This is a genomic window from Paenibacillus sp. Paensp38 (genome assembly GCF_059491915.1).
This window is the reverse complement of record NZ_CP168516.1, coordinates 4,266,147-4,283,447: the sequence shown is the minus strand read 5'-3', so window position 1 is coordinate 4,283,447 and position 17,301 is coordinate 4,266,147. Positions and strand designations below refer to the sequence as shown.

The window sequence follows — 17,301 nt, the reverse complement described above, 5'->3', positions numbered from 1 at the left end:
GATGTATCACAAATGCCTGCGAAACCGCAGGCATTTTTTTATTGCCCTTTTGTTCACAGGAAAAATCGCTGACGCTCATCCACTTTTTAATTCTCTTGTTAGCTATAGTACACTGAATATGCAAGATCAGATCAAGTTCGGAGAAATGAGATGATACGGTTGGAACAGAAAATTAAGGTATTGGCTATATCGGGGAGTCTTCGTCAAAAGTCCTCCAATACAGCACTTATGAAGGCTACTATGGGGCTGGCTTCTGAAAATATGATGTTCACAGTCTATGATGGGTTGGAAGATCTCCCGCATTTTAACCCTGACTTGGATGTAGATGAGGGGCCAGCTTCCGTAAGAGGGCTACGGGAACAATTGAAACAAGTGGATGGAGTGCTGATCTGTACACCGGAATATGGAAATGGGGTGCCGGGTGCTTTGAAAAATGCCTTGGATTGGCTCGTATCTTCAGGTGAATTTGTAAATAAACCAACAGCGGTCATTAGCGCGTCACCGTCTCCTATGGGCGGCCATCTGGCGCATGCCTCGCTGCTGCTCACATTGCAAATGATCAACGCAGAGATTGTGGAGAATGGAAAGGTCATTATTCCGCATATCACATTAAAGCTGAACTCAGAAGGCATCATTACAAACGCTGAAACTAGACAGGAAATGGAGGCATTACTTCAAGGGCTTGAGCAAGCATGCAGAGGACAGGTATAGGAAAATCCAAAGCAGATCCTTCATCATAGAAGGATCTGCTTATTTGAATGGCCACCTACTACATATAAATATATACTTTTGCCAAATTCCACGCTGAATGTCATGGCTGTGTGTAACGGTGAAACCTGCTAGCACTTTTTCAGCTGTAAGAAAAAATCATTTCGGCCACGACCTTTTTGATACCCGCAGCATTACGGGTAAACGTACCTAAAAGCGATACTCATATCGCTACTTCGGAAGCATAAGCTCTAATAAGACGCCGTCAGACGTATCTTCTTATTGCAGACCCAAGCATTAATGCGGCGCGAGAGCAAGATAATAGCGCATATCCTTATTCTCACAAGTTATCTTAAGATAAAAAGAACGGGTATCTAATTATAGGGAGATGAGGGAACGGAAATGATTAATGTAACGAAACTACTTACCGGTATGAAGGGAGAAGGCGATGACCTTCGTTATACCATTAAGCCGGGCCACAAACCTCATGGCGTTTCCGCGGGCAGAGGGCCTGTCGTCGTATGGAATTCGACACGGGCTTGCAACTTAACCTGTAAACATTGTTATGCGAATGCCTGTCCTGCCCATGATCCCGATGAAATGTCGACGGAGGAAGCTAAGGTATTTATTGATAATCTGGCCGCCTTCCAGGTGCCGGTACTGCTTTTTTCCGGTGGAGAGCCTCTGATCCGCAAAGATATTTATGAGCTGATTTCTTATGCGTCAAGCAAAGGGCTTCGGCCGGTAGTATCGACCAATGGCACATTGATTACCATGGACAGAGCGAAGATGCTAAAAGAAGCAGGGGTTAAATATGTCGGTGTAAGCCTGGATGGGCTGGAAGAGCGCCATGATGAATTTCGCGGGCGAAAAGGAGCCTTTAAGCAGGCGCTTCAGGGTATCCGAAACTGCTTGGTCATCGGCCAGAAGGTAGGGGTCCGGTTCACGATCAGCAGACATACATATGAAGACTTGGATGGTGTCCTTGATTTGATCGAGCGGGAAAATATTCCTCGGGCCTGCTTCTACCATCTCGTCTATTCCGGCCGCGGGAGCGCCCTGCAGCAAGAGGATGTTACCCATGAACAATCCCGGCATGCTCTTGACCGGATTATGGCTAAAACGATGGACCTGCATGGCAAAGGCAAACCGGTGGAATTGCTCACCGTTGATAACCATGCGGATGGCGTTTACTTATACCAGCGGATGATGGAGCGCGACCCGGAGCGCGCAGCTGAACTGCTTGGCTTGCTTCAGAGAAACGGCGGCAACCGTTCCGGAATAGCCATCGGCTGCGTGGATTGGCATGGCAACGTCTATCCCGATCAGTTCACGAGAGATATCGAAATCGGTAATATCCGCAAGCAGAAATTCAGCGAGATTTGGCGTGATGCCGCTCATCCGCTAATGGTCGGCCTGCGCGACCGTAAACCGCTGCTAAAGGGACGCTGCAGAGAATGCAATTGGCTGGATATCTGTAACGGGAATTTCCGGGCCCGGGCTTCGGTAAGCGGTGATTTCTGGGCGGAGGACCCATCCTGTTATTTAAGTGACCGTGAAATTGGAATCGTATAACACTGGAAAGGAAGGCTGAATACGCATGCTCGTTTCCTGGAATGTGACCAAGAAATGCAATTTATACTGCGAACACTGCTATCGTGACTCGGGGCCGACATCGTCTGTAGAAGACCAGCTAACCACGGAGGAAGGCATCCGGCTCATTGATCAGATCAAGCAGGCTGGATTCAAGCTTCTCATATTCAGCGGCGGCGAGCCCTTGATCCGTGAAGATCTCTGCGAATTGATCGCGTATGCCTCGTCTATCGGCCTTCGTCCCGCACTTGGCAGCAACGGCACGCTTCTGACCGCTGCCAAAGCTGCGGAGCTGAAAAAAGCAGGGCTGGGGGGCATTGCGATCAGCATAGACAGCGCCACGCCTGAGTATCACAACCGGTTCAGGAATGCGCCAGAAGGCTGGCAGCAAGCATTGGAGGGCATTCGTTATGCCCGGGAAGCCGGGCTGAGAGTGCAGATTAACATGACGCTGACCGAGGGAAATATGGATGACTTCGTGCAGGTTGCCCAGCTTGCCGAGGAGCTTCATGTGTCCTCTCTGCACCCGTTCTTTCTCGTCCCGACCGGACGGGCCGTCCATATCGAAGAAGACGGGCTGAAGCGGGAACGGTATTACTCGGTTCTGCGCAGTGTTCTGTCCAAACAGAAGTCAACATCCCTTGAAATCAAACCGACATGCGCTCCCCAGTTCATGCCGCTTGCCAAGAGCATGGGGCTGGAAATGCGGTACACGCGCGGTTGTCTGGCCGGGGTCTCCTATTGTTCTGTGCTGCCGAATGGCGAGGTGCATATTTGTCCGTACCTGCCGGTCAAGGTGGGGAATGTTCGCGAGCAGCCTTTTGATGAAATATGGCGGGATAATCCGGTGTTTCGGGATTTAAGGGACTTCAAGAAATATGAAGGAGAATGCGGCTCCTGCCCCGATGTGGGCATTTGTGGCGGCTGCCGGGCGAGATCGTACTATTACAGCGGCGGCAATTTCATGGCCGAAGAGCCGTGGTGTTACAAAAGATCGGCGGCGCTGTAAGCTGGGGAGGTGGGAATAGTGGACCTGGATTCGAACGACCGGAAGCTGCTGAATCGGCTGCAAATCGGGCTTCCTCTGGTCAGACGCCCTTGGAATGCCATTGCGGAGGAACTGGAATTACGCCAGGAAGATGTGCTTCAAAGGCTTGAAAGGCTGAAGAAAGAGGGATTCATCCGGCGGATCGGCGGGGTGTTTAATCCGGCGGGACTGGGATTTAGAGGCTGTTTGTATGCGATGGCAGTCAGGGAGGAGCTTTTTTACCAGACCGCTGCTGTCATCAACAGGTATAGAGGCGTAACCCATAACTACCGCCGGCGCAGCAGGCTCAATATGTGGTTCACGCTGACTTCCCGGACCGAGGAAGAACGGGGGGCTATTCTTGAAACGATCCGTGAAGCGGCGGGAGGGCCGCTGCTATATGAGTTTCCCTCCGAGCAATTATTCAAACTAAAGGTCTTTCTGAATATGGAAGAAACGGCTGATGCATCAGCCATTACACCCAGCCCGAACTTGAATGGAGTCGCAACCTCCAAACAGGAACCATGCAAAATAGAAATAACGGATGTGCAGCTGATCCGCGAACTGCAGGGAGATCTTCCGTTGTCAACTGAACCGTATACCGAGATTGCCAATAAGACAGGTTGCAGCTTGGAAGAGGTGTTTCTGCGCTTGCAGGCACTGCAGGCAGGAGGAGCACTCAAACGAATCGGAGCCGTTCTAAAGCATAGGGAAGCGGGATTTTCAGCAAATGGCCTGTTCATCTGCGTACTTCCTGAGGAGCATATACCTGAGGCAGGAAAAAGGCTGGCCGATTATTCGGAAGTCAGCCACTGCTACAAGCGCCGGACGCACCCCGATTGGCCGTATAATTTATACGCCATGATTCATGGACCCGATGAAGCGTCTGTTCGGAAAGTTGCGGAGCAATTTGTTCGGCGGGAAGACATCAAGGATTACGATATTCTGTTCAGCACGGAAGAATTGAAGAAAACGAGCTTTTCGATCTAAAGCGCTTCTTATATTCACACGGATGCCGTCTCTTCAAGGACAGCGTCCGTTTTTCGTGTTGACAGGTTGGAAGACGACACATTTGCACCGCCTTTTCTTATAAGAGCAGTGTTTGAGTTCACGAAAAAAATCTCCTTTATTTATTTTTTGCCGCTTAAAAAAGCTTTCGCTTCCGTATAAGCTTATATAAATAAAACACTTTTTTACATGGATGATTAAAGGGGGATGAAGTGAATTAAGAGGAAAATAGGCGCTACCTTATTGCGCCTAACAGTAGTCATTATTATTTTTCGCGAACCAGCTATCCTGTCCCATATAGAGCCAATCCGAACAGTGTGTGCGACGGTATCCGTAGTGGTTCACCTTTAGCACAGTTCCCCTAAATGTAGCACGGACTTAGTGTATATGTAGCGTATGAAGGTGATATAATAGGGCGCAAATAGGTAGGTTCGTAGAACAAATAACTCGGAACAGAGGAGAGAAGGCTGGTGTTTGAGCAAATTGTAGCATATGGTTTGAGCCAAAAAGAGGCCGTTAAGGATTACCCGTTTGGTGCTGATCCCCTGGTACTCAAAGTAGGGGGCAAGATGTTTGCTCTCCTGACTGAAAAGGATGGTATTAGCCATGTATCCTTGAAATGTGATCCAGTCATTGCGGTAAATTTGCGTGAACAAAACAAGGCGATTAAGCCAGGCTATCATTTAAATAAAAAGCATTGGAATACGATTGAGGTTGATGCTACCTTCCCACTGGAGGATTTGTACAGCATGATCGACCATTCGTATGAGCTGGTCTTCAAGAGCTTAACCAAAGCGCAACGTGAAGCGATTACGATGAGAATACGGGCAACGGATCTGTAAAGGGCTGAGTGAAGCCCTTTTTTTGTATCCAAAAATACTTATAGTTTTACTTGACAGAAATCACAAATAGATATATTCTTAATTTAGAGATAATTCATTTGAAAATAATATCAAGGAGTGGAACTTAACATGAGCGAACTGGTGAATATTATTCAAGAGAGAAGATCAGCTTCTAAATTTATTCCTGATGTTACTATAGATGCAAAAGAACTAGAAGAAATATTTCAGTTGGTGAAGTTTGCTCCATCGGCTTTTAATTTACAGCATGCGCGTTATATCGTAGTGCAGGATGCGGATACCAAACAAAGACTGCATGATGAGGCAAGTAAGCAGTATAAAATATTAACGGCTTCGGCGACCATTGTAGTGTTGGGGGATACAGAAGCTTATACCAAGGTAGCTGACCTCAACGAAGGATTCCTGAATTTAGGTGTCCTGAGCAAGCAGGAATATGATAGTACAGTGGAATCGGTAACTCAGTTTTATCGCGAGCGGGGACCTGTCTTCCAGAGAGAAGAAGCGATCCGTAATGCCAGCCTGTCGGCTATGCAATTTATGCTGATTGCCAAGGACAAAGGCTGGGATACTTGCCCGATGATCGGTTTTGATCCGGCGAAGGTGCAGGAAGTATTGAATATTCCAGAGCAATTTGTACCCGTGATGATGATTACCTTGGGTAAAGAGGACGAATCGGGTCAGCGGGCACGGGGATACCGCAAGCCGGTTGGACAATTTGTCAGCTACAATGGATTTTGAAATTTGTAAATCATTTGTGTAAATAAATCAACATGTTAATGAAGGAGTGATAAAGATGTCATTGAAAACCGCTGGAATTCACCATATCACGTCCTTTGCAGGCGACCCGCAGGGCAATGTTGATTTTTACGCAGGCGTACTTGGTCTGCGATTGATTAAAAAGACGATCAACTTTGATGCTCCAGAAGTATACCATTTGTACTTTGGTAATGAAGAGGGCAGCCCGGGAACAATCATTACTTTTTTTCCAGCTCCGGGTACACGCAAGGGTAAGATTGGAGGCGGACAGGTTGGGATTACGACGTATGTCGTGCCATCCGGTGCTTTGGAATACTGGGAAAACCGTCTGCACAGCTTGAAGGTATCTTTCACGAAGGCTAATCGTTTTGGCGAGTCATTCATCCAGTTCCGAGACAACGAGGGCTTACATCTGGAGTTGGTGGAGCGGGAAGGTGGCCCGTTGAACAAGTGGACAGCCGGGGGTGTGCCTACGGATAAAGCGATCAAGGGCTTTGGCGGGGCGGTACTGTACAGTGCGGATTCCAAACATACGCAAGGGGTGTTGGAGAACGTCCTGGGGATGACTCTCATCGGAGAAGACGCAAATGCAGGCTACATCCGCTATCAGACGACAGGTGATCTGGGCAACCTGATCGATATTCCGGTCAAAGATGTCCCGTGGGGGAATGGCGGTGCCGGTACGGTTCACCATATTGCCTGGCGCGCGCAGGATGATACGGAGCATCAAGCGTGGAACGAATGGGTTCACCAGCAGGGTTTTGGGACTAGTGGCATTGTAGATCGCCAATACTTCAATGCCGTATACTTCCGCGAGCAAGGCGGTATTCTATTCGAGATCGCAACCGATCCGCCCGGATTTACGGTGGATGAGGAATTGAATGAGTTGGGGCACAAGCTGATGCTGCCTGAATGGTATGAGCCTCAGCGCACCCAGATTGAGTCTAACCTGGTTCCCATTGAACCTAGAGTATTAAAACAGGATTAATCTGCTCGATCCAAACAATCATATTAGAAGCAAAAAGGTCCAATACGGGAAGATTTCTACCGTGATTGGACCTTTTTGTGCATGTGGAATTAGCTAGATCATGAGCAGTTCGCGAATCTCCAGCTCGGTCAGTGCCGAAAGGGTTTCTTGCCCCGGCTGAATGACCTGGTCGATCATGTTTTTCTTTTTTTGTTGCAGTTCATACATTTTATCCTCTACTGTGCCTTGGGCGACGAGACGAATAACCTGCACGACTTTTTTCTGGCCCATTCGGTGTGCACGGTTGGTAGCCTGCTCCTCTACAGCGGGATTCCACCATAGATCATACAGTATGACTGTATCTGCGCCGGTGAGGTTCAGGCCAGTACCTCCTGCCTTTAGGGAAATCAAGAACAGCTCGCGTTCTCCTTCGTTGAAGCGATTGCACAGTTCGACTCGTTCCAGAGCGGGAGTCTGCCCATCCAGGTAAAAGTAGGACACTCCTTCTCGAGCAAGCTCGCGTCCGATCATTTGAAGCATCGTGGTGAACTGTGAAAAAATGAGCATCCGTTTCCCGGAGCTGAGACATTCCGTAATGATCTCCAACAGCTGTTCAAATTTGGCGGAGCTTCCCGTATATCCTTCGATGAACAAGCCAGGATGACAGCAGAGCTGACGAAGCCGGGTTAGACCTGCGAGAATTTTGATCCGATTTTTCTGAAATCCTTCCTCGTTGAGATGCTTTAACGTTTCATGCTGGAGCTTGGCCAGATAGGCCGTATACAGCTTTTTCTGATCTGGCAGAAGCCGGGATACCTGCACGGATTCGATTTTTTCCGGCAGCTCCTTGAGGACATCACTCTTGAGACGGCGCAGCAAAAAAGGACGAACCCGCTTGGCAATCACATTTCGAGGCAGGTTGTGAAACGCTCTTTTCCCGCCGGGAAATAACGCAGGAAATACAACGTCAAAGATGGACCACAGCTCTTCCAACGTATTTTCTACTGGCGTTCCTGTCAGGGCAAAACGGTAACGAGCTTTTACATCCTTAACAGCCTGTGCCGTCTGGGTGGCATGATTTTTGAAAGCCTGTGCCTCGTCCAGAATGAGCGTATGAAACGATGGCTTGCTGTACACATCTGCATCGCGTCGTAGCAGCGGGTAGGACGTAATGACGACGTCATAACTGGCGGCATCCCGTATGATCCGGCCGCGTTCTTCCGGGCTGCCATCTGCGATAGTAACGCGGATATGTGGAGCAAACTTCTCCAGCTCATTCCGCCAGTTGTACACCAGTGATGCAGGGGACACGATCATGGCTGGAAGCTGCTGGCTGCGGATTTCCGGCAATACTGAGACGAGAAAGGCGATACTTTGCAGCGTTTTACCCAGCCCCATATCATCTGCCAAAATGCCCCCAAAACGGTAATGCGCCAATGTCTTAAGCCATTGAAAGCCGTAAACCTGATAATCTCTTAAGATTGGGGCAAGCATGTCTGGAACTGGAAAGTCGAGATGGTCTGGGTTGCGTATATTTTCCAGTAGCTGGCGAAAGGTTTTACCCAAAGTCAGGTTTTTCCCATGATCGTGAGGATCAATTAAGTACAGTCCTTGCGTGACGGGAACACGAATTTGGGCTGCATCCAGATCACTTTTGCGGATACCTGTTTCATTCATGAATCGAATCAATTCCTTGTATTCCTCTGTTTCCAGCGGCAGCAAGGCACCATTCGGCAGACGGTGATATTTCTGTTTTTCCTCTAACGATTTGAGCAGTTTGCGAATTTCCGGTTCCGGTATGCCCTCCATATCAAATTTAAATTCAAGCCAATCTGTACGTTCATCCCACTCCGCGCGTATCCTTGGGGTAGGCAGAGTATTGTTTATTTTTGCTTTGACTGCACCTGTAGCATAGACGTCCAGCAGCTTTTCCAGTTGCGGAACCGTATGGTACAAAAAATCATACTCTGCATCTTCATCTTCCATAAAATATCCGCTGTCTGTTCTGGCAAAGGAGCTATGCTCCATCAGCTCCAAAATCCGTTGCTCCTGTTCCCCATCACGTATCAGAATTCGGTCGTTACCAGGCGTTCGTGCATCTGTTTCCAGCGGGTTGATGATGATATCCCCATATTGGAACTCCAGCCCTGCCAGCAGCTTGTCTCTTACTCGGTCCAGATACAGCTTGGCCTTCAATGGCTGCTGTGTGACCCGATCTGAGACGGAACGTGTCATATGAACACGTCCGAGCTTCATTAACCCGGGTACAACCTTGTCCATAAAAGATTCCATCTGCTCTGGCGCGATCTGAACTTTTCGCCTGTGGTGTACTTCTACCATCCGTTTTAGCTCGGACAAACGCCGTAAGGGGTCGGCTTTCTGTTTGACAAGCTTGCCATCGGCAATGACGACACCATAGTCTTCCATGATGGTCAAGTCATCCAATCCTTGTATGCTTAGCTGGTAGCCTTCGGTTTCGGCCTCAACCTCATCAAATTCAAATTGCAGCGGAAGCATCAGGTCGGACTGGGGAATACCCTCGTTCATGTTTCCGTGAATTTCAAAGTAGACGCCCTGTGCTGCTGTCAGCAAGGGGAGCAGCTTTTCCCAAGCCGCAGGCGGGATGAGGAGCATTCGTTCACCGCTCATATGACTACCTGAAGATGAATATGTACCTGAGGTTTCCCGAATCATACGCTCATGGTGGCACACCTGGGATAATTGCTGGAGAATAGCGTCATGTTCAGGTCGGAAGCGGTACAGCTCAGGCTCGTACGAGAAGCTTTTCGTGAACATGTAGCTATCCCCACGGTCAATACTATCCAGAAACGGACGAATTTTCTGGACGATATATAATCGTTTGGGACCAGCCTTCATTTCTACACCAAACATATATTTTTGGTAACCGTAGGCAAAAGGTCGGATCACGAACTGAAAATCCAAGACCGCACGAGTATCCAGCAGGGTAGGCGTGCTGCGAAGCGGTCGCTTGCGTTCAAATAGTTTTAACATACTGTCGGTCAGCTGGAGATCGCCTTGTGTGATGTCAGAGGATCGTGCTGTTCTAGCAGTGTGATCATATGAAGCATCTGTAGATGTGTACATCCCGTCTGAATCTAGGCTTCCTGCTGTATCTGGGGCAGTACCGGGATGAAGTCTGGAGGCATAGGAGCGCACAGACAGACTCTTTCCACGGCGTATATCATGGGCGTTAAGGAGAACAGCTGCGATATGTTTACAATATCGACCGGTGTTCTGAAATGTGCTACAGGTGCATTCTGCTCGGATACTTCCATTGGATCGGATCATCGCCGCAACAGCATAAAAGCTGCTTCCTTTGACCGTAGCTTCGTATACACCTTCATCATGATCTATTTGTGTAAAGGCCACTCTTTTGGCCCGGTAATAGGCATCCCCGTCGTCATAAGCGGCTTGACTGCATAGTTGTCTGATGGCTCGTCGGGTAAGTTCAAAACTCATGGTTCGTAATCCTTTCCTGGGTTATTCCGTTTTCCTACATGATAACAGAACAGACAGGAGGATGGACATGTGGGGAATGTAATACGAGAAATAAAACTTATCAGCTAAGAACGGAAGGTTTCCACACCGATTTGATACCGTAGACTTAACCCTATCCCATGTCTTATGGCGTATTGATTGTCTTTGGAAAGAAAAGGTACAATTTATAAAAGGGATTTTGTGGATATAAAATGGATGTTACGCATATGAAAGGGATGATTAGGATCAGTCACCGATATCTAAAAGGAATGATGGTGTTGATAGCCCTTATTTTAATACTGGGAGGATGCCACAAGGTGAATAAAGACGAAGATGCTGAACTGATCAGTAAGGCGAAAGCTACGGCTGTTCAATATTTGAAGGAAAAATACGAACTAGACGTTGAAATCACATATGCAAAAAAATTTCCTCCTTATGTAACAAACAAGGTAGATATAAGTGGCAATGTAATAGGTCATGCAGAAGAGGATTTTACGATTTCTGTAAACTATGAAAATCAGGAAACTTCGAATTTTGCTATAAGTCCCGAGCTAAAAAAGGTGCTTATTGAAAATGGGACTTATCCAGGCTTTCAAGATAAAAAGAAAAATCACTAGATCAGAGGAGTGTAAATAGTATGAGTTCACTTCAAGTAAGTGACGAAACTTATAAAATAATGTCTGAAATGGCCTATAAAAAAATGAAAAAAGGTGCTGAACCATCAGAAGAACTCCCCGGCTGGAAAGTGTTAGACACGCTCGATCGCGAGGATTCGGGACTTGCCGCTGTCACATTTTACAACGAAGAAACGGAACAGGCCGTTATCGCCTATCGTGGGACGGAAACGGATGATCCACAGGATCTGTATAACGATGTGACTCTTGCACTTCCTGAAATTAACCGCAAAATTCACGGTAGTTTGAATATTCATTCAGATGAATATAATGAAAAAATGAAAAAAATGGACGGCGCTTTAGGGTTCACGGCGTTTAACAACTGGATGGGAGAGAAAGAAAAAAGCGTAGATAAGGCTTTGTTCGGCAGCTCGAACCAGTTCTATCAGGCAGAGGACTATGCGAAGGATATACAAAACAAGTACAAAAACTACAACTTCTCGCTAACTGGACATTCGCTGGGAGGAGGGAATGCACAATATGTAGCTGCTTATACAGGGTTAAATGCGGTTACATTCTGTGCGCCTTCGGTCATTTCCAGTCTGACACCGGAGTACAGAGAGAAAGCAGAAAATGGTGAGTTTGACCATCAAATTACGAATTTTCTGCATCCCAGTGATATGATAGCTAGCTTTATTGGGGGAGGGTACGATCTTCACGTAGGAGCTTCCTACCATATTGACAATAATTATCAAACAGCTAATGAAGGCTCAGGACTAAAAGAGAGAGTGGACAACACGTTGGGTGGGCCTTCCTATCACTCACTCAATCATTATAAGTTTGATAAGAATGGCTATGTATCCAACCCGCTATATGATCCTGTAACAGGCGAACGAATCGCGGAATCTCCGCGTATTCCATCTGACTTTAACCTAATGGAAACGGTGGACGGCTGGATACATCAATTAGGACAGACCTTAACTCAATTCCAAAAGGCAGCGCTGGTAACGGCGGCAACATCTGCTTCAGCAGGTACGATTCAAGTCATGCCGGAGCATCTACTCGCTGTAGCTGAAAAATGGAAGGCGAATGCACAACAATGTGATGCAGATTTCCAACGTGTCAGAGCCAGGCTTTCACGCTATTTGCACAGTAGTCAGAGTCGGCGGTTGCAGCCGATTGTAACACAGCTTGACTCCTCCATGATGGAATTTAGTCAGTGGCATTTACGGACGACTAATGAATTCCTTTACAATCTCGAGTACAAAATAGAGCAGTTTATCCAGGCAGATATTAGCTAATAACGCTAATAACAAGGTACTAACGATATAGAAAAATGAATACATAGGAGGTGGCCAGTAATTTGAACGGACAATTACGGGTCGAACTGGAAGAGCTATTGCTTGCCGAAAAGGAGCTGACCTGGCTACTCGCCAAACTTCGCACAGATGAACAAGCGGCACGTGTATTATATGGGCGTCTGCATGAATGGACTGGGCATTCGGCCAATGCTATCAGAGACCAAATTGAAGCTTTTTTGTCGGGTTAACGAACAGAATTCATACTTTAGAGCAACAAAAGGCAGAGTTAATTCAGTATGTTGAATTGATGAAACGTACAGACGCTGTACAGTAATGAAGGTAGAGAAGTTTTTACAAGCTGCACATAGCAGGATACAATGGAAGTGTTAGAGAAAGGAGACGGATACTTTTGCAAAATGAAGAGAAAAAGACCGATTCCAAATCCGGCTCATCCAAATGGTACCTTGGTAGTGCAGCAGCATTGCTTCTTCTGAAAGGCAAGTCGTTACTTGCCCTTTTAAAATTCAGTAAATTTGGCGGTGCGCTGATATCTATGGCGATAACGATTAGCACATATGCGATCATTTACCCGTGGGGATTTGCGGTCGGCTTCGTGTTGCTGTTGTTTGTACATGAGCTGGGACATGTATTGGCCGCCAAGCGCAAGGGGCTTCCCGTATCAGCACCATTATTTATTCCTTTTCTCGGTGCGCTGATCACCATGAAACGTCAACCTTTGGATGCGCAGACAGAGGCTTATGTGGCCATGGGCGGCCCGTTACTGGGGACGATTGGGGCTATGGCAGTATACGCAGGAGCCTATGCAACAGACAGTCCCCTGTTGTATGCGCTCTCGTATGTCGGCTTTTTCCTGAACCTGATCAACCTGCTGCCGATTCATCCGCTCGACGGAGGACGGATTTCCACGGCAGTGACGCGTTGGCTGTGGCTGGTGGGTCTATTGGGTGGAATTGTAGTCGTAGTATATTTAAAATCCTTTTTATTTTTCTTGATATGGGCGTTCTTTGCCTACGATTTGTACAAAAAATATGTTAAACGCAATAAAGAAGAGGCTAAGGTCCAATCCTTTTTGCAAAAGCCACTGGTGAACGTACAGCATCTGTATGAACAAGGATATCCGCTGCCTGGACCGGAGCACACGCGCAGATTATCTTTTAATACCTACTCGGATTTAGAGGGGCAGCAATATGTGACGGTGTATATGGAAAGTCTGGATGTGGAGCAGACACTTCTGCTGCCACAGCAGTGTCTTGTCCAGGATGTATGGCTGAACGGTGTGGAACATATACCGACGCCGGATGCGTACCAGCTCAGATTGCTGTGTGGGATTGATTATATTCCGTTTGAAAATGATAAGTATTACGAAGTACCCGCATCATCGCGCTGGAAATTCGGCATCGGTTACTTGGCTTTGGCCGTATTCCTGATGGGGATGATGTATGTGGTGCACCAGCATATAGGGGATATTAGGCTGTGATCCGATGATGAGAGCTTGGTCAAGATTTTAGATCATTAAGGCAACGGGTACAGCTTATAGAAAATAGAGTCAAAAGAGCGCGACAACCGCAATATTCGGTGTCACGCTCTTTTTTTGTTGAATAACACGGAGGAGCCTTTACACTCCGTCCTTATATCTTAATCCTTTGTTCATCAGTAATCGGCTTTAACGTTTGGCGGTATTTAAGTGGGCTGGTGCCTGTCCAGCGCTTGAACTGTCTGCTGAAATGAGCCAGACTGGAGTATCCGAGCAGGGAAGCTACCTTGTTGAGTGGTAGATTGGCCTGCTGGATCAACACCTTAGCTTCATGCAACTTGGTCTCCGATAGATAGTGACGTGGTGAATAGCCGTATACCTTACGGAACACTTCCTGGGCATAGCCAGGACTGATCCCGAGAGAAGCCGCCACATCTTCAAGTCGGAACGCTTGCTCGCCAGATTCATCTTCCCGATAAGGCTTAAACCTCGATTGAATAGCTTCCATGATGGCTTTGGCATATTGAACGGATGAAGGCGCAATTCTGGGCTCCAAACTGGTAGATATCATTTGCGAGAATATCCCGAATAGCTCAAATAAGGCAATCTGCATGCGAAAACGGTCTGCTGTCGTATATTCTCCGCTTTCCCGCACCATGCCAATCCAGCTATGAACAACCTTTTGCAGCTTGGCATTCGTTTCAGTACCCGCCGGAAAAAAGAGCTGATTGCTTTTAATCATTTCCTGACGGAATAATGGATCATCGACATTAAAATGAGAGCTAAAATAGTACATGCCGTTTGGGGAAACACACTGACTCACATGTTTAAAACCCGGCGGAATGATTAAAATATCACCTTCTCCAACCGAATATACGTTATTTTCCATAATCGTTTCCTGACGACCTTCTAAAATGAGTGCAATTTCAAAACCGATATGAGATTCCTCCGGCATGCACCAATCCGCTTGGACCCGGTGAATATGGGCGCCAAAAAATTTCACATTCCAGTCAATAATGGGCAGCCATTGGCAATCATGAAATAGAGATGGATCAACATCAGGATTTAATATCATCAGATCACCTTCGATTAGGGCAAATTTTACACCGCTTAGACAATCTCATTGTATCTAACATTTAACTATAATAAAAGAGCGCTTACAAATACTATTGTATAAGCTTTTATATAAAAGAAAGTGCTTATATATAGACATTTTGAAAGTGATGCGGATTATGTTGACATATCTGTTTCAATTATCAGTACTCTATTTGTACTAGCCCGTATATGGAATGCACTTAGTGCTCCGATCTTCGGAGTGGCTGGAATCGAATTTTGCAAAATCCTGATGAACCTAATTGGAGGACGACTTGATGAAAAAGCTACTGTACGGTGTTGCCTATTATGATGAATATATGCCATATGACCGTTTGGACCAGGATATCCAAATGATGAAGGATGCGGGCATCAACGTGGTGCGGATTGCGGAATCCACCTGGAGTACGCATGAACCGCAAAATGGCGTGTTTGATTTTACTTCTGTGGATCGGGTGCTGGACGCCATGCATAAGGCGGGCATTGAAGCCATTGTGGGGACGCCCACCTATGCCGTACCCACGTGGCTGGTGAAGGAGCATCCTGATGTATTGGCGACAACGCCTCAAGGGCCGGGCAAATATGGTGCTCGCCAGATTATGGACATTACGAACCCGGTGTACCTGTTTCATGCCGAGCGAATCATACGCAAGCTGATCGGACGGGTGAGTCAGCATCCGGCGGTCATTGGCTTTCAGACGGATAATGAGACCAAGCATTACAACACGAGTGGGCCTAATGTGCAATTGCAATTTGTAAAGTACCTGCGAGAGCGGTTCGAATCGCTGGAGGAGCTAAACCGCAAATTTGGTCTGGACTATTGGAGTAATCGCATCAATAGCTGGGAGGACTTTCCTTCAGTGGTCGGAACGATTAATGGAAGTTTGGGCGCAGCCTTTTCCCAATTCCAGCGCAAGCTGGTGACGGACTTTCTGGCATGGCAGGTCGCGCTGGTGAAGGAATATAAGCGGGAGGACCAATTTATTACGCAAAACTTTGATTTTGAATGGAGAGGTCATTCCTTTGGTGTTCAGCCAGACGTGGATCACTTTGCGGCATCGCAAGCCTTTGATGTGACTGGGGTGGATATTTACCATCCATCACAGGATGACCTGACTGGTATTGAAATTTCCTTCGGTGGCGATGTGGCACGTTCGACGAAAAATAACAACTATCTAGTGCTGGAAACGGAAGCGCAGGCTTTTACCCACTGGGTTCCCTATCCGGGGCAATTGCGTCTGCAAGCGTTCAGCCATCTGGCTTCAGGGGCCAATATGGTGGCATACTGGCACTGGCATTCCATCCATAATTCCTTCGAAACCTACTGGAAGGGTCTGCTGAGCCATGATTTTGAGCCGAATCCAGTGTATGAGGAAGCACAGACCATAGGGAAGGATTTTGCAAGATTGTCTCCGCATTTGGTCAACTTGAAAAAGAAAAATAAAACGGCGATTCTGGTCAGCAACGAAGCATTGACGTCAATTGACTGGTTTAAATTTAATATGAGTAGTCCGTTGAATTACAATGACATCGTACGTCGTTTGTATGACGAGTTGTATAAACTGAATATCGGGACAGATATTGTTCATCCAGGTACAGAATCGTTTGACGACTATGATCTCTTGATCGTCCCGGTTCTCTATTCTGCCCCAGATGCACTACTGGAGAAGCTGAACCGATATGTGGAAAAAGGTGGTCATGTAGTATACACATTCCGAAGCGGATTTACCAACGAGCATGTGCAGGTGAGAACGTCCCGACAGCCGGGCGTGATTAGCGAAGCCTGCGGCATTCATTACAGCTTGTTCGTGGAGCCGAAGAAAGTGACGCTTAAGAATAATCCTTTTGGGGTGGCACCAGAGGACAATCAGGTAGATACGTGGATGGAGCTGATTACCCCGACGACCGCCGAAGTATTGGCCTATTACGATCACCCGCATTGGGGCAAATATGCAGCAATTACGCAAAACCGCTATGGTCAGGGAACAGCGACCTATATCGGCTGTATCGTCAGCCCGGCGGTCATCCGCGAACTATTCAGCTCTGTAGCCAAAAAGGCAGGAGTATGGGGACTGGATCAGGAAACGTCTTATCCGATCATTGTTAAATCCGGCACGAATGAGCTAGGACGGACAATCCGGTACTATTTTAACTATTCTGAACAAGCAGGCTCGGTGGTCTATCCGCATGGAGACGGCAAGGAGCTGATTGGGGAGCATGCGGTTACCCAAGGAGAAACGCTTCCATTAGAGCCTTGGGGTGTTATAATTATCGAAGAAGCGTAAATGATGAATAATGAGCTGAAACCAACTTACGAATAATATCATATAGGTTTTCCCCGGGAGTATCCGGTACATGAAGCGCCCCTGCGAATTGCGGGGC

At 47.2% G+C, this 17,301-nt stretch carries 14 protein-coding genes; 12 read left to right on the top strand and 2 right to left on the bottom strand.

Annotated features, from left to right (window positions below; genetic code table 11):
* Nucleotides 1–150 precede the first annotated feature (150 nt).
* The 7 genes from ACEN8J_RS18975 (at nucleotide 151) to ACEN8J_RS18945 (ending at nucleotide 6,940) form a co-directional block, all read left to right on the top strand.
* Entirely contained in the window at nucleotides 151–711 is a 561-nt protein-coding gene (locus tag ACEN8J_RS18975; protein ID WP_029515862.1) for an NADPH-dependent FMN reductase, read from the top strand.
* A gap of 399 nt (nucleotides 712–1,110) precedes the next feature.
* Nucleotides 1,111–2,283 carry a radical SAM/SPASM domain-containing protein gene (locus tag ACEN8J_RS18970; RefSeq protein WP_039270521.1) on the top strand — a complete coding sequence of 391 codons (1,173 nt, stop codon included), beginning with the start codon at nucleotides 1,111–1,113 and terminating at the stop codon, nucleotides 2,281–2,283.
* Nucleotides 2,284–2,308: 25 nt separating this feature from the next.
* Complete coding sequence (locus ACEN8J_RS18965) at nucleotides 2,309–3,310, top strand: radical SAM/SPASM domain-containing protein (protein WP_029515860.1); 1,002 nt, start codon at nucleotides 2,309–2,311, stop codon at nucleotides 3,308–3,310.
* An 18-nt stretch (nucleotides 3,311–3,328) separates the two neighbouring features.
* Nucleotides 3,329–4,318 carry a siroheme decarboxylase subunit beta gene (gene ahbB, locus ACEN8J_RS18960; RefSeq protein WP_340954134.1) on the top strand — a complete coding sequence of 330 codons (990 nt, stop codon included), beginning with the start codon at nucleotides 3,329–3,331 and terminating at the stop codon, nucleotides 4,316–4,318.
* A 488-nt stretch (nucleotides 4,319–4,806) separates the two neighbouring features.
* Nucleotides 4,807–5,178 carry an MmcQ/YjbR family DNA-binding protein gene (locus ACEN8J_RS18955; RefSeq protein WP_029515857.1) on the top strand — a complete coding sequence of 124 codons (372 nt, stop codon included), beginning with the start codon at nucleotides 4,807–4,809 and terminating at the stop codon, nucleotides 5,176–5,178.
* A gap of 129 nt (nucleotides 5,179–5,307) precedes the next feature.
* Entirely contained in the window at nucleotides 5,308–5,934 is a 627-nt protein-coding gene (locus tag ACEN8J_RS18950) for a nitroreductase family protein (RefSeq protein WP_029515856.1), read from the top strand.
* 55 nt (nucleotides 5,935–5,989) lie between these two features.
* The gene (locus ACEN8J_RS18945; RefSeq protein ID WP_029515855.1) at nucleotides 5,990–6,940 is read left to right on the top strand and encodes a ring-cleaving dioxygenase; all 951 of its coding nucleotides are present in this window, start codon (nucleotides 5,990–5,992) and stop codon (nucleotides 6,938–6,940) included.
* A gap of 93 nt (nucleotides 6,941–7,033) precedes the next feature.
* Here ACEN8J_RS18945 and ACEN8J_RS18940 read toward each other — a convergent pair whose 3' ends face one another.
* On the bottom strand, nucleotides 7,034–10,399 hold the full coding sequence (locus ACEN8J_RS18940; protein WP_495593849.1) for a DEAD/DEAH box helicase: 3,366 nt from the start codon (nucleotides 10,397–10,399) through the stop codon (nucleotides 7,034–7,036).
* Between the two features lie 335 nt (nucleotides 10,400–10,734).
* Between ACEN8J_RS18940 and ACEN8J_RS18935 the strand changes: the two genes are divergently transcribed.
* From ACEN8J_RS18935 to ACEN8J_RS18920, 4 genes are all read left to right on the top strand, one after another.
* On the top strand, nucleotides 10,735–11,034 hold the full coding sequence (locus ACEN8J_RS18935; protein ID WP_029515853.1) for a hypothetical protein: 300 nt from the start codon (nucleotides 10,735–10,737) through the stop codon (nucleotides 11,032–11,034).
* 20 nt (nucleotides 11,035–11,054) lie between these two features.
* The gene (locus ACEN8J_RS18930) at nucleotides 11,055–12,332 is read left to right on the top strand and encodes a Tle-like phospholipase domain-containing protein (protein WP_495593848.1); all 1,278 of its coding nucleotides are present in this window, start codon (nucleotides 11,055–11,057) and stop codon (nucleotides 12,330–12,332) included.
* A gap of 62 nt (nucleotides 12,333–12,394) precedes the next feature.
* Nucleotides 12,395–12,580, top strand: coding sequence for a hypothetical protein (locus ACEN8J_RS18925; protein ID WP_340884302.1), 186 nt, complete (start codon nucleotides 12,395–12,397; stop codon nucleotides 12,578–12,580).
* A 161-nt stretch (nucleotides 12,581–12,741) separates the two neighbouring features.
* On the top strand, nucleotides 12,742–13,830 hold the full coding sequence (locus ACEN8J_RS18920) for a site-2 protease family protein (RefSeq protein WP_029515850.1): 1,089 nt from the start codon (nucleotides 12,742–12,744) through the stop codon (nucleotides 13,828–13,830).
* A 151-nt stretch (nucleotides 13,831–13,981) separates the two neighbouring features.
* Here the strand turns inward: ACEN8J_RS18920 and ACEN8J_RS18915 are convergent, their stop codons facing one another.
* Entirely contained in the window at nucleotides 13,982–14,902 is a 921-nt protein-coding gene (locus ACEN8J_RS18915) for an AraC family transcriptional regulator (RefSeq protein ID WP_342425627.1), read from the bottom strand.
* A 295-nt stretch (nucleotides 14,903–15,197) separates the two neighbouring features.
* On the opposite strand from ACEN8J_RS18915, the gene ACEN8J_RS18910 reads away from it, so the two are divergent.
* Entirely contained in the window at nucleotides 15,198–17,204 is a 2,007-nt protein-coding gene (locus ACEN8J_RS18910) for a beta-galactosidase (protein WP_165148306.1), read from the top strand.
* Nucleotides 17,205–17,301: the final 97 nt, after the last annotated feature.